This window comes from Nocardia sp. BSTN01 (assembly GCF_015354405.1).
GTDB lineage: Bacteria > Actinomycetota > Actinomycetes > Mycobacteriales > Mycobacteriaceae > Nocardia.
Genome location: NZ_JADKYP010000034.1, coordinates 1 through 12,413, shown reverse-complemented (window position 1 = coordinate 12,413; position 12,413 = coordinate 1). Strand labels below are relative to the sequence as shown.

The following is a 12,413-nucleotide window of genomic DNA, read 5'->3' as shown; positions in this document are numbered from 1 at the left end:
AGCGGGTGTCCGGCGCGGCCGATATCGAGTTCAGCAAGGGCCACGGGACCCAGAACGATTTCGTGGTGCTGCCGGACTCCGACGCGCGCCTGCGCCTGGTGCCCGACACCGTCGCCGTGCTGTGTGACCGGCGCCAGGGCATCGGCGCCGACGGTGTGCTGCGCGTCGCCCGGGCGGGTGCGCTGGTGGAGCGGGGCGAGCTCGCCGGCCTGCCCGACGGTGTGGCGGCTGCGGACTGGTTCATGGACTACCGCAACGCCGACGGGTCGATCGCGGAGATGTGCGGCAACGGTGTCCGGGTCTTCGCCCACTATCTGCTCGCCACCGGCTGGCAGCGGGAGACCGAATTCGTGGTGGGCACCCGCGCGGGTGCGCGTTCGGTGGTCGTGCACTCCTTCGACGAGGTGCTCGGCGAGGTGACCGTCGGTATGGGCCGGGTGCGGATGCTCGGCGATTCCACCGCCACCGTCGCGGGCAGCGCGCTGCCCGGAGTCGGGGTCGACGTCGGGAATCCGCATCTGGCCTGTGTCGATCCCGGACTCACCGCCGAGGGTCTCGCCGCACTCGACCTCACCGTGCCGCCCGGATTCGATCCGGAGCTGTTCCCGCAGGGCGTGAACGTGGAGATCCTGACGGCGCTCGGCGAGGACGGCGCGGTGGACATGCGGGTCTACGAACGCGGCGTCGGCGAAACCCGCTCCTGCGGCACCGGCACGGTCGCCGCGGCCGCCGCGGCACTCACGCGTGCGGGGACCGATCCGGCGACGGAGTCCGCGCAGGTGCGGGTCCGGGTGCCCGGCGGCGCGGTCACCGTGGGCATCGAACACGGGCAGGCGTGGTTGCGCGGCCCCTCGGTGCTGGTCGGTTCCGGACACCTCGCCGGTGAGTGGTGGGCCGGCGCCTGAATCCGTGTGAGCCGCGCCGTATGGGGCCGTGCCCGGCCGGGACCGGAAATATCCGAGTGCGCCCGGTCGTTGTGGCGTGGGACCATGGAGGTGTATGAGGAAATCACAAACGTACGAGTTCACCCCGATCGAGCAGCTCGACTCGGAGACGGACGGCTACGCGGACCAGGACTACAGCATCGGCGATGACGACGCCGATACCGGCGTGACCGATTACGACGCCGACGACACCGAAGGCGGCGGTTACTCCGGCAACGGCTGGGCCGCCGAGCCCACGGTCGGTGAGCTGCAACTCGACGAACGCAGCGCGCTGCGTCGTGTCGCCGGTCTCTCGACCGAGCTCACCGACATCACCGAGGTCGAGTACCGGCAGCTGCGACTCGAGCGGGTCGTGCTGGTCGGCGTGTGGACCGAGGGTAGCGCCGCGCAGGCCGACGCCAGCATGGCCGAATTGGCCGCGCTCGCCGAAACCGCCGGCTCCCAGGTGCTCGACGCCCTGATCCAGCGCCGAGACAAGCCCGATCCCGCTACCTACATCGGCTCGGGTAAGGCCGACGAACTGCGCTCGGTGGTGCTCGAGACCGGCGCCGACACGGTGATCTGCGACGGCGAGCTGACCCCCGCGCAGTTGAACGCGCTGGAGAAGGTCGTCAAGGTGAAGGTCATCGACCGCACCGCGCTGATTCTGGACATCTTCGCCCAGCACGCCACCTCCCGCGAGGGCAAGGCGCAGGTGTCGCTGGCACAGATGGAGTACATGCTGCCGCGACTGCGCGGCTGGGGTGAATCGATGTCGCGGCAGGCCGGTGGCCGGGCCGGTGGTGCGGGCGGCGGTGTGGGTACCCGTGGCCCCGGTGAGACCAAGATCGAAACAGATCGCCGCCGGATCCGCGAGCGCATGGCCAAACTGCGCCGCGAGATCAAGGAGATGAAGACCGCACGCGACACCAAACGGTCGCGGCGCACCTCCAGCGGCATTCCGGCGGTCGCGATCGTCGGCTACACCAACGCCGGAAAATCCAGTCTGATGAACGCCCTGACCGGTGCGGGCATCCTGGTGCAGGACGCCCTGTTCGCCACCTTGGATCCCACCACCCGGCGCGCGGCGCTCGACGACGGCCGTGAGGTCGTCTTCACCGACACCGTCGGATTCGTCCGGCATCTGCCGACCCAGCTGGTGGAGGCGTTCCGGTCCACCCTCGAGGAGGTCACCGGCGCCGATCTGCTGCTGCACGTGGTCGACGGTTCCGACGCGCTGCCTGATCAGCAGATCAAGGCCGTGCGGGAGGTGATCACCGATGTGCTGCGTGAGCAGGGCGAAGGCTCCGGACCGCCGGAGTTGCTGGTGGTGAACAAGATCGACGCGCTGGACGCGACGCAGCTGGCGCATCTGCGTGCTCAGTTGCCCGGCGCGGTGTTCGTCTCGGCCCGCACCGGACGTGGCATCGACCAGTTGCGTGAACGGCTGGCCGAGATCCTCGGCGGGCTAGATGTCGAGGTGAGTGTGCTGCTCCCGTACACTCGTGGTGATCTGCTCGCACGCATCCACTCCGACGGCCGCATCATCAGCTCCTCGCACGAGGAGGGTGGGACGCGGGTGCGGGCCCGGGTTCCCCGGGCGCTCGCGCCGACCCTGTCGCAGTATGCGCATGCGGGCACCATCGGCAGTGCGGAAGCAGCGGGGCCTTCGCGCTGAAGCTTTCGTAGTCTGTGTGCCACAGTCGTTTTCGGTAGAATCGCGTCTTTCACCGAACGGCTGCAGGGAGGGTGCAAATGTCCGGGAACGAGTTCACGCCCGTCGATGTCATGCCCGACGACTCCACCGCCGAGCGCTCGGCGGTGGAGTCCGTACGGCAGCTCAGTGACGGCGCGCCGTTGCGAATGACGGTGCCCCCCATTGATCTTCGGATTTTCGACGCGCTGTCGACACCGGTGCGGCTGTGGAACAGTCCGGTCTTCCACGGCCTGGACAACATTCCCGAGACGGGTCCGGTCATGCTCGTCGGCAACCACACGCTCCTCGGCGGCGTGGACGCGCCGCTGCTGGTGCACGAGATCTACCACCGCACCGGCCGGGTGGTGCGTGGCCTGGCGGAGAACGTGCTGATGCGGGTACCGCCGGTGCGCGAGCTCGTGCACCGGATCGGCAGCGTGCGCGGCTCGCGCGACAACTGCCGCACCCTGCTCGACAACGGCGAGGCGGTCATCGTGTTCCCCGGCGGCGGCCGCGAGGCGATGCGCCGCAAGGGCGAGAAGTATCACCTGAAGTGGGAGGGTCGCACCGGCTTCGCGCGGATGGCGATCGAGGCCGGCGCCCCCATCCTGCCGACCGCGATGATCGGCGCCGACGACGTATTCGACGTGGTCTTCGACGGAGATCATCCGGTGATGAGCCCGCTGCGCTGGACCGTCGAGGCGCTCGGTATCCGCGGCAACCTCACCCCGCCGCTCATGCGCGGCATCGGCCCCACCGTCGTGCCGCGGCCCGAACGGTTCTACTACTCGATCGGCACGCCCATCGAGACCACGCCGTGGCAGGACGCCACCGATCTGGACGCCGCCGCCGAGGAATTGCAGCAGGTGGTGCACAAGGCGCTGGAGGAAGAGATCACCGCTCTGCTGGCCGAGCGCGATCGTGACCGCGGCCGCACGCTCTGGGGCCGGGTACGCGGCGCCGTGGGGCTCTAAAGGTTTACCCGCGTTCAGGGTGCGCAGAGACCGCCTGCCGAAGCTTTTCGCACAGGTAAGCGACTTTTTTCGGATCTGAAGTGAACCGCGATTCCCCTTCCGGGTACCGTATGTGGCAGGCGAGTTGCCGATGTGGTCACTAGGAGGTTGGCGTGGAGCGCACCCTTTTCGAGCCCGAACACGATCTGTTCCGGGAGTCCTACCGTAAATTTCTGGATCAGCATGTCGCGCCGCACCATGCCGAGTGGGAGCAGTCCGGGGTCGTGGATCGGCAGCTGTGGCTGGAGGCCGGTAAGCAGGGATTCCTCGGCATGGCGGTGCCCGAGGAGTTCGGCGGCGGCGGCGTCAAGGATTTCCGCTACAACGCGGTGATCACCGAGGAGACCACCAAGGGCCAGTACTCGGGGTTGGGCTTCTCGCTGCACAACGACGTGATCGCGCCGTATCTGCTGGAACTGGCCAACGACGAGCAGAAGCAGCGCTGGCTGCCCGGGTTCTGCTCCGGTGAGATCATCACCGCCATCGCCATGACCGAGCCGGGCACCGGTTCGGATCTGCAGGGCATCAAGACCCGCGCGGTCAAGGACGGCGACGACTGGGTCCTCAACGGCGCCAAGACCTTCATCACCAACGGCATCAACTCCGACATCGTGATCGTGGTCGCGCAGACGGATCCCGAGAAGGGGGCGATGGGCTTCTCGCTGCTCGTCGTCGAGCGCGGCATGCCCGGCTTCGAGCGCGGCCGCAACCTGGACAAGATCGGTCTCAAGGCGCAGGACACCGCCGAGCTCAGCTTCACCGACGTACGGGTTCCCGGCAAGAACCTGCTCGGCACCGAGGGCATGGGCTTCATCCACCTGATGCAGAACCTGCCGCAGGAGCGGATGTCGATCGCCGTGATGGCCGCCGCCGCCATGGAAGGCTGCCTGGAGACCACCATCCAGTACGTGCGCGACCGCAAGGCCTTCGGCAAGCCGATCGGCGCCCAGCAGAACACGCGGTTCGTCCTGGCCGAGCTGGCCACCAAGACCACCGCGGTGCGCGTGCTGGTCGACCGCTTCATCGAGGCCCTCAACGCCGGCACCCTCTCGGCCGAGGATGCCGCGATGGCCAAGTGGTGGAGCACCGAGGAACAGCTCGATCTGATCACCAAATGCCTGCAGCTGCACGGCGGTTACGGCTACATGCGCGAATACCCGATCGCCAAGGCGTACATGGACGCGCGCGTGCAAACCATCTACGGCGGCACCACGGAGATCATGAAGGAGATCATCGGCCGCTCCTTGAAGCTGAGCTGACGCATCTGGGCTGACCGTCTCCGGCAGCAACGGCCGCCGCCGGACGACCGGCGGCGGCCGTCTCGTGTCACAGTGCGGTGGCCGCCTCGGTGAGGTCGGCGACCAGACCGTCGTAGGCCTCGGCACGATCGGGAGCGCGCAGCGCGGCGGCCGGATGGATGGTGGCCAGCGCACGGAGATCGTCGTGCGCGATCAGCCGCCCGCGGTCGCGAGTGATCCGGAAGTCGGGGCCGAAGACGGCCTGCGCCGCCACCGCACCCAGGCAGACCACCAATTGCGGGCGGATCGCGTCGAGTTCGGCGGTCAGCCACGGCGTACACGCGACGACCTCGGTACGCCCGGGCTTCTGATGGATGCGGCGTTTACCGCGCTCGGTGAATTTGAAGTGCTTCACCGCGTTGGTGAGATAGACGGCGTCGCGGTCGATTCCGGCATCGGTGAGGGCGCGGTTCAGCAGCGCCCCGGCCGGGCCGACGAACGGATGTCCGGCCAGATCCTCGCGGTCGCCGGGCTGCTCGCCGATCATCACCATCGGAGCGTGCGGCGGGCCCTCACCGAAGACGGTCCGGTTCGCATGCTTGTACAGATCGCAGCCGTGACATTCGCGGGCGGCCTCGCGCAGTCGCGCGAGATCGGTGGTGTCCGGCACGAACTCCGCTGCGCCCGGGGCTTTCACCATGACCGCGCCTTCATCTTTCTCTCGTCACTTCGCGCCCACTTCGGTCTCGATCGCGGAACAGAACGCGTCCAGATCGCGCGGATTGCGGGAGGTGATCAGCGTCCAGCCGTCCTGCGTCCGGACCACCTGCTCGTCGACCCACTGCGCGCCCGCGTTGCGCACATCGGTCTGCAGCGACGGATACGAGGTCATGGTCTTGCCGCGAACCAGGTCGGCCTCCACCAGCAGCCACGGGCCGTGGCAGATCGCGGCGATCGTCTTTCCGGCGTCGGCGAATCCGCGCGCCAGGTCGACGGCCTCCTTCGTGGTGCGCAACTTGTCGGCGTTGACGGTGCCGCCGGGCACCACCAGCGCGTCGAAATCGCTCACGGATACCGAGGCCAGATCGGTGTCGGGGTCGACGGTGGTGTCGGCGTCGGTGTCGTGAACGAAGGTCTGCACCGCGTCGGTGGACGGGGCGGCGTGGGTGACGCGAATACCGTTGTCGCGCAACTGCTTCAGCGGCTCCAGCAGCTCGTCACGTTCCACACCGGTCTGCGAGGTCACCACCAGGACGGCGGGCTCTCGGTTGGGTCGGCTCATCTCGTCTCCTCTTCGGGTTCGGGGCACGTTCAGGCGCCCTGCAGGCGGATCAGCGTGTTGAGTAGTTCGGCCTGTTCGGCCAATTCGTGCTGATCGGGGTGGTTGCCGATGCGGTCGGCCAATTCGGGCCGCCGGATCAACTCCAGTCCGTCCTCGCCGCTGTCGGTGGCCAGCCGTACCCGGCCCTCCGACAACACCAGGCGGGTGCCGGGGCTGCCCGCGTCCAGCAGCATCCGCAGATCCTCGGCGGTGACCTGCGGATGCGTTCCAGGGGTCTGCTCATCGGATGTCATGTCCGGCGGGTGCCCGGCCGGCAGCGGGCGAAACACCGGCCTGGGGAACCGGGGGCCGCGGGTCGCGGCCGGGTACATCCGGGCCGGGATCGGGTGCGGGTCCGGGGATGGGCCGGCCGGGATCCGGAGGGGGATCGGGCGTCGGTTCCGGCGGGACCGGCCGTCCGGGATCGGGCGGCGGATGACCGGGAATCGGATCGGGGCTCGGACCCGGAATCGGCCGGCCCGGTTCGGGCGGGCGGCCCGGCACGGGATCGGGCTCCGGAATCGGCGGGCGCGGATCCGGGGACGGGATCGGATGTTCGGGTGTGGGATCCGGAACCGGCTGCGGCGGAACCGGTTCCGGAATCGGAGGCTCGCCGGCACGCGGTCGCGGTCCGGCGTGGTCGGTATACATGTCGACTCCTCGAACGGATGGTGATCGGCCGCGCGGTGGCCGGCGCGCTACGACGACGGATAGGCCGGGTAGGGCGCGGCCTTCAGGGTCCGCGCCAGGTGAGCGGCATTGCGCGCCACACCCGCGGTGGTCGTCGCGACGGCCTCGGGAGTGTTGTCCAGGTCCAGATAGTCGACGCCGCTCATGGCCTCGCCGTTCCAGTAGGTGCAGCCCTGCGCCGGCACGGTGAAGCCGATGTCGTTGAGCGCCTGGAACGTATCGGCGCAGATCTTGTGCGCGCCGTCCTCGTTGCCGACGACGGCGGCGATACCCACCTTGCCCACCATGGCGGGCCGGTTCTCGTCGTCGGTGACCGAGAGTTCGGCGTCGAGGCGTTCGAGCACGCGCTGGGCGACCGAGGACATGTGGCCCAGCCAGGTGGGCGTGGCGATCAGCACGATATCGGCGGCGCTGATCTGCTCGCGCAGCTGCGGCCACTGATCGCCGTCGCCTTCGTCCGTGGTGATGCCGGGGCGGATATCGAGGTCGACGGCACGCACGGTCTTGCCCGTGACGCCGTGGTCCGACAGTTCGCGCAGGACCTGCTCGGCGATCAGCTCGCTGCTCGATCGATCCGGCGACTTCTTCAACGTGCAACTGATCGCGATGGCGGTGAGGTCGTCCCCGGGAGCTCGGGAACCGGTCGGGTCGTTCACAATGTGCTCCTTTCGACGGGCGACAGGATGCTCTGTTTCGCGCATACCCGCCGATCCGCGGTCGAACCTGGGCAGCCGGCGCCACCGATCGCACCGGCGCGGGCCGCCGATTGAGGCGCCAGCCACCGGGTATGCGGCGCTCATGGAGATTCCGCACCCCGACGTGCGCCGAACATCCGGCCACCGCCCTCTCTCGGCGTCCCGGCATCGGCCCACCCCGGCGCCGGTGACGGCGAATACCGGCGCGCCGCCGCTGCCGCAGCCGCGCGGCGAACTCTCCGCAGGCATCTGCGCCCTGCTCGGTGGCACCGCCTGCCATGTCGATTTCGACACCGCGAACACCGATCCGTACGGTGAGGACCTGCAGCTGGCGTTGCACCTGTGCTACGAATTGCATTACCGCGGTTTCGATTCCGTCGATCCCCGGTGGGAATGGGACCCGAAGTTGCTGCGCATGCGCGCCCACCTCGAGGACCGGTTCCTGGCCGCGATGCGACGCGACGTGCCCGGCGGCGACGACCTCGACGGTGAACTCGACGATCTGCTCGTCGAGCCGGTCGAGGGCGCGGGCGTCGGGCATTTCCTGAACGAGCAGGGCCAGTGGTGGCAGGTGTGCGAATACTTCGCGCATCGCTCGATCTACCACCACAAGGAGGCCGACCCCTACGCGTGGGTGATTCCCCGGCTGCGCGGTCAAGCGAAGGCCGCACTGGTCGCGGTCGAATACGACGAGTTCGGCGCCGGTCGTGGTGAGGACGTCCACGCTCAGCTGTTCGCCGACCTGCTGGCCGGCGCCGGCCTCGACGACACCTACCTGCACTACCTCGACGCCGTCCCCGCGCCGATGCTGGCGCTGGTGAACATGATGTCGCTGTTCGGTCTGCACCGGCAGTTCCGGGGCGAGTTGGTCGGCCATTTCGCAAGCGTGGAGATCAGTTCGCCCCCCGCTTCGCGCCGGATGGTCGACACGCTGCGGCGGTTGGACGCGCATCCGGCGTGCGTGCGCTTCTACGCCGAGCATGTGGAGGCCGACGCCGTGCACGAGCAGGTGATGCGCCGCGACGTCATCGGGGATCTGTCGGCGCGCGAGCCCGAGCTGATCGCACCGATGGTCTTCGGCATCCAGGCGACGACCTTGCTGGAGAACGCCATCGAGCGGCACATGCTCGACAGCTGGTCGGCCGGGCACAGTTCGCTGCGCGACCCGGAGGCGATTCCGCGAGATCGCGCGGGTTGATCATCGGAAGGCGGGTATTCGGCGATCATGAGACTGTTCCGCGCACCGGGTGTCTACGCCCCGACAGCCGATACCGGACTGCTGATCAGAGCGCTGGGGTCCGCCGCCATCCCGGAGGGGTCCAAGGTGGTGGACGTGTGTACCGGCACCGGTGCGGTGGCTATCGAGGCGGGACGGGCCGGTGCGTCCGCGGTCACCGCGGTGGACATCTCGCGCCGCGCGCTGGCCTCGGCGTGGCTCAACAGCAGGCTGCACGGGGTACCGCTGGAACTGTTGCACGGCGATTTCGGTCGGGTGCTGCGCCGGCGGACCTTCGACGCGGTGCTGGCGAATCCGCCCTATGTGCCGGGGCCTTCGGTCATTCCGGCCCACGGCCGGGCGCGGGCCTGGGAGGGCGGACCGCACGGGCGGGCGCTGCTGGATCCACTGTGCCGGCTGATGCCGGAGCTGTTGCGGGCCAAGGGAATCGCGCTGATCGTGCATTCGTCGCTGTGCGATCCGGATCTGACCGTGCGTCAACTGCGCGACGGTGGGCTCAAGGCCGCGATCGTCGTCCGCGAAACGTGCGAATTCGGGCCCGTTCTGCGCCGGCGCGCGGACTGGCTGGAGCAACAGCGCCTCATCGAACCGGGGGCGCGGCAAGAGGAGCTGGTGGTGATCCGTGCCGATCGAGAATGACGACCCTACGTCCGGCCCGGGCCGCCGCACCCGGGTGACGCTGACCAAGGACGGCCCGGCGCTCGTCGAGGGTCCGGTGGAGCTGGTGACCGACGACGGCCGCGTCGTGCGCTGCGATCGGTTCGTGGTCGCGGTGTGCACCTGCCGCCGCTCCGGAATCTATCCGCTCTGCGACACCACCCATCGCCGTCATCGCCGCAAGCGCGGCTGACCGCGCACCGGGCGTCAGTGCCGCGATGTCACGCTGGTGTGCCGCGGGATCAGGATCGCGGTGAGGACCGCGACCGCCGCCACCACCCCCGCGGCCGCGTACGAGGTGATCGTGAGCGCGGAATCGAATGCCGCCGAGGCCATCTCGTGCACTCGGGCCCCGAGTTCGCCGCCGATGTCGCCGGCCACCGCGATGGCGCCGCCGGCCGATTCACGAGCCGTCTCGCCCTGAGCACCGGCTAGCGGAACGTCGCTCATGTAGTGGGTGAACAGCGCGCCGTGCACACTGCCGAGCAGCGCCACCCCCAGTCCGTTGCCCAATTCGTAGCTGGTTTCCTCGACCGCGCCGCCCTGCCCCGCGCGTTCGGCCGGCACCGAGGAAACCAGAACCGCCGCGGCGGCGGTGACCGCGATCCCGTCGCCGATGCCCAGGCAGACCAGCACCAGCGCCACCACGGCATAGCTGGTGGGCTCGGGCGAGATCGCCAGCACCGCGAACCCGGCGGCGAGGATGAGCAGGCTCGTGACCATCACCCCGCGTACCCCGGTCCGGCGCAGCAGCGCCGGCGTGGTCAGCGAGCCGATCAGGGTCGCGACCGCGGCGGGTGCCGTACGGATACCGGCCTCGGCGGGGGAGTAGCCGTGAATGTATTGCAGCCACAACGAGATCAGGAACAGGGCGGCGCCGATCGCGATCATCGCCATGAGGGTCGCCAGGGCCGCGGCGAGGAAGACCGGGCGCCGGAACAATCGGATGTCGAGCAGTGGATCGGTCAGCCGTAGTTGCCGTCGCGCGAACCAGAACAGCATGGCGAGTCCGGCGAGCAGGACGCACACGTTCATCACGATGTCCTCACCGCGCGCGAGATGTTTGACGCCCCAGACGAATCCGACGATGCCGAGCACCGACAGCGGGACACTCGGCCAGTCGAACGGAGTGGTCGACGGCGCCCGGTATTCGGGCAGCAAACCGAGGCCGGCCGCCAGCGTCAGCACCACCACCGGCACATTGATCCAGAACGCCGCCGCCCAGCCGAAATGTTCGACCAGAACGCCACCCACGATCGGACCCACCGCCGCGCCGACCCCGGCGATGGCCGCCCAGATCGCGATGGCCCGGGTGCGTTCGTGCGGATCGTCGAAGATGTTGCGGATCAGCGAGAGCGTCGAGGGCATCACCATCGCGCCACCCACCGCCAGCAGCACACGCCCGCCGATGAGCTGAGCGGTGACCTGAGCGGTGGCCGCGACCACCGAAGCAACGCCGAACAGCGCGAATCCCGTCAGGAACAGCCGCTTGCGGCCGATCCGGTCGCCGATCGCGCCGAAGGTGATGAGCAGGCCGCCCAGGACCAGACCGTAGATGTCGACGATCCACAACTGGGCGACCGCGCCCGGCTGCAGATCCTCGATCAGCGAGGGGAGCGCGACGTTGAGCACGGTGGCGTCCATCGCGACGAGGAGCAGGCTCGCGCACAGCACCGCCAGCATTCCCCAGCGGCCGCGTACCGGTGTCGCCGTCCGGTTCCGGTCGATCATCGGGCCTCCCGATTGCTGAAGCAGCTCCTGCTACTTTCCGGCAATCCTACAAATCCGGCATCGATGACCAAGGTCCCGCTCGGTGGGGACTTTCGGCTCTGATTCGGCGATCGCGCGGCTGTTGAGCTGAGGGGCCGACAGGGAGACGGGTGAGGTGGCGCGACGCTCATGATGTTCGCCGACGTCCACAACCCGGACGGCATCCGCTCGGTCTACGCCGAACGCGGACTGCCGGTCACGATGATCGGTCCGCGGCCGCATCTGGTCACCGGTGGCCGATTCGGTCTGGTGGCCATGCCGAATCATTTGGGGCACAGGGTGATCGACGCCCTGCCGGTCTGCGGTCCGGTACTGGGGCAGCCGCGGTCGCGGCGCCTGGCTTTCGTGGTGGCATCGCCCGCCCTCGACCCGCCGCTGGCGCTGCTGCATCTGCTCGGGCTGCACGGTGTCGTGGTGGTCGCACCGGGGCGCTGCGTGGCGCTGCCCCGCCACGACGGCGCCGGCCGGTCGGTGCTGTGGGTGAACGAACCGCGCCGGGATGCCGTGGCGCCGCGCGAGGCGGTGATCATCGATGTGGCTCTGCGCCTGGGGCAGGGCTAGGTTCTGTCTCGAAGTGTTGAGGGCGGGTCAGCGGCCTGCCCTCAGGAGTGCCGCAGCCACTGGTTGATCACCGCGATGTGGATCGTGGCCTGGTAGCGGACTGCGAGTTTGTCGAACCGGGTAGCCACCGCCCGATGCTGTTTGAGCTGGTTGATGCCACGCTCGACGGCATTGCGGTCCCGGTAGAGCACCGGGTCGAACGCCGGGGGCCGGCCACCGCCACGACCGCGGCGGCGCCGATGCGCGGCCTGATCGGCAGGGACCGGGATCGTCGCCCGGATCCCGTGACGACGCAACCACTCCCGATTGGCGCGACTGGAATACGCCTTATCGGCCAGCACCCGCTCCGGGCGCACCCGCGCCCGGCCGCCACCGAGTTTCGGCACCTCGATCCCGTCGAGCACTGCGGTGAACTGCGGACTGTCACCGACCTGACCAGCGGTGAGCACCACCGACAACACCCGGCAGTCCCGGTCGCAGGCCACATGCAGCTTGCTGGTCCACCCGCCCCGCGAACGTCCCAGCCCGTGATCGGCCGGCTCGTGCTCACCGGTCCCGGCCGGTGGTTCGGCCTGCCGGTCACCGTCGCGGCGGGCGCCGGCAGCGTGCGGG

At 69.1% G+C, this 12,413-nt stretch carries 14 protein-coding genes; 8 read left to right on the top strand and 6 right to left on the bottom strand.

The genetic code is table 11. From position 1 onward, the window contains the following. Positions 1-23 precede the first annotated feature (23 nt). From dapF to IRT45_RS23920, 4 genes are all read left to right on the top strand, one after another. Positions 24-905: a diaminopimelate epimerase gene (dapF, locus tag IRT45_RS23935; protein WP_194808194.1), complete on the top strand. Its 882-nt coding sequence runs from the start codon at positions 24-26 to the stop codon at positions 903-905. Between the two features lie 94 nt (positions 906-999). Further along, entirely contained in the window at positions 1,000-2,601 is a 1,602-nt protein-coding gene (gene hflX, locus IRT45_RS23930; protein ID WP_194808146.1) for a GTPase HflX, read from the top strand. 77 nt (positions 2,602-2,678) lie between these two features. Then, positions 2,679-3,593: a lysophospholipid acyltransferase family protein gene (locus tag IRT45_RS23925; RefSeq protein WP_228534882.1), complete on the top strand. Its 915-nt coding sequence runs from the start codon at positions 2,679-2,681 to the stop codon at positions 3,591-3,593. 152 nt (positions 3,594-3,745) lie between these two features. Further along, complete coding sequence (locus IRT45_RS23920) at positions 3,746-4,891, top strand: acyl-CoA dehydrogenase family protein (protein ID WP_039779477.1); 1,146 nt, start codon at positions 3,746-3,748, stop codon at positions 4,889-4,891. Between the two features lie 67 nt (positions 4,892-4,958). Here IRT45_RS23920 and IRT45_RS23915 read toward each other — a convergent pair whose 3' ends face one another. From IRT45_RS23915 to IRT45_RS23900, 4 genes are all read right to left on the bottom strand, one after another. Further along, complete coding sequence (locus IRT45_RS23915; RefSeq protein WP_194808145.1) at positions 4,959-5,570, bottom strand: UdgX family uracil-DNA binding protein; 612 nt, start codon at positions 5,568-5,570, stop codon at positions 4,959-4,961. 24 nt (positions 5,571-5,594) lie between these two features. After that, positions 5,595-6,152: a type 1 glutamine amidotransferase domain-containing protein gene (locus tag IRT45_RS23910; RefSeq protein WP_194808144.1), complete on the bottom strand. Its 558-nt coding sequence runs from the start codon at positions 6,150-6,152 to the stop codon at positions 5,595-5,597. Positions 6,153-6,181: 29 nt separating this feature from the next. Beyond that, the gene (locus IRT45_RS23905) at positions 6,182-6,445 is read right to left on the bottom strand and encodes a hypothetical protein (RefSeq protein ID WP_036503210.1); all 264 of its coding nucleotides are present in this window, start codon (positions 6,443-6,445) and stop codon (positions 6,182-6,184) included. A 444-nt stretch (positions 6,446-6,889) separates the two neighbouring features. Then, positions 6,890-7,537 (bottom strand): NAD(P)H-dependent oxidoreductase, encoded by a 648-nt coding sequence (locus IRT45_RS23900; protein ID WP_309241128.1) that lies wholly within the window; start codon positions 7,535-7,537, stop codon positions 6,890-6,892. Positions 7,538-7,679: 142 nt separating this feature from the next. Here IRT45_RS23900 and IRT45_RS23895 point away from each other — a divergent pair, with 142 nt between their 5' ends. From IRT45_RS23895 to IRT45_RS23885, 3 genes are read left to right on the top strand one after another with little or no spacing between them, the layout of a single operon-like run. Further along, positions 7,680-8,774 carry an iron-containing redox enzyme family protein gene (locus IRT45_RS23895; protein ID WP_194808142.1) on the top strand — a complete coding sequence of 365 codons (1,095 nt, stop codon included), beginning with the start codon at positions 7,680-7,682 and terminating at the stop codon, positions 8,772-8,774. Positions 8,775-8,801: 27 nt separating this feature from the next. Then, a complete protein-coding gene (locus IRT45_RS23890) occupies positions 8,802-9,452 on the top strand; it encodes a HemK2/MTQ2 family protein methyltransferase (RefSeq protein WP_194808141.1) in 651 nt (216 codons plus the stop codon). Beyond that, positions 9,436-9,663 carry a CDGSH iron-sulfur domain-containing protein gene (locus IRT45_RS23885; RefSeq protein ID WP_309241127.1) on the top strand — a complete coding sequence of 76 codons (228 nt, stop codon included), beginning with the start codon at positions 9,436-9,438 and terminating at the stop codon, positions 9,661-9,663. The genes IRT45_RS23890 and IRT45_RS23885 overlap by 17 nt, the downstream gene beginning before the upstream one ends. Positions 9,664-9,677: 14 nt before the next feature. On the opposite strand, the gene IRT45_RS23880 is transcribed toward IRT45_RS23885, so the two are convergent. Continuing rightward, a complete protein-coding gene (locus IRT45_RS23880) occupies positions 9,678-11,201 on the bottom strand; it encodes an MFS transporter (protein ID WP_228534880.1) in 1,524 nt (507 codons plus the stop codon). A gap of 168 nt (positions 11,202-11,369) precedes the next feature. Between IRT45_RS23880 and IRT45_RS23875 the strand changes: the two genes are divergently transcribed. Further along, positions 11,370-11,801 (top strand): hypothetical protein, encoded by a 432-nt coding sequence (locus IRT45_RS23875; RefSeq protein ID WP_194808140.1) that lies wholly within the window; start codon positions 11,370-11,372, stop codon positions 11,799-11,801. Positions 11,802-11,842: 41 nt separating this feature from the next. Here the strand turns inward: IRT45_RS23875 and IRT45_RS23870 are convergent. Next, positions 11,843-12,413 (bottom strand): IS5 family transposase (locus IRT45_RS23870; RefSeq protein ID WP_194808139.1); only part of this gene is annotated, 571 nt, incomplete at its 5' end.

Excerpts from the sequence above, each read along its gene's own strand:
- hflX (WP_194808146.1), top strand. The coding sequence starts at position 1,000 with ATGAGGAAATCACAAACGTACGAGTTCACCCCGATCGAGCAGCTCGAC.
- IRT45_RS23925 (WP_228534882.1), top strand. The coding sequence starts at position 2,679 with ATGTCCGGGAACGAGTTCACGCCCGTCGATGTCATGCCCGACGACTCC.
- IRT45_RS23915 (WP_194808145.1), bottom strand. The coding sequence starts at position 5,570 with ATGGTGAAAGCCCCGGGCGCAGCGGAGTTCGTGCCGGACACCACCGAT.
- IRT45_RS23910 (WP_194808144.1), bottom strand. The coding sequence starts at position 6,152 with ATGAGCCGACCCAACCGAGAGCCCGCCGTCCTGGTGGTGACCTCGCAG.
- IRT45_RS23905 (WP_036503210.1), bottom strand. The coding sequence starts at position 6,445 with ATGACATCCGATGAGCAGACCCCTGGAACGCATCCGCAGGTCACCGCC.
- IRT45_RS23895 (WP_194808142.1), top strand. The coding sequence starts at position 7,680 with ATGGAGATTCCGCACCCCGACGTGCGCCGAACATCCGGCCACCGCCCT.
- IRT45_RS23890 (WP_194808141.1), top strand. The coding sequence starts at position 8,802 with ATGAGACTGTTCCGCGCACCGGGTGTCTACGCCCCGACAGCCGATACC.
- IRT45_RS23880 (WP_228534880.1), bottom strand. The coding sequence starts at position 11,201 with ATGATCGACCGGAACCGGACGGCGACACCGGTACGCGGCCGCTGGGGA.
- IRT45_RS23875 (WP_194808140.1), top strand. The coding sequence starts at position 11,370 with ATGATGTTCGCCGACGTCCACAACCCGGACGGCATCCGCTCGGTCTAC.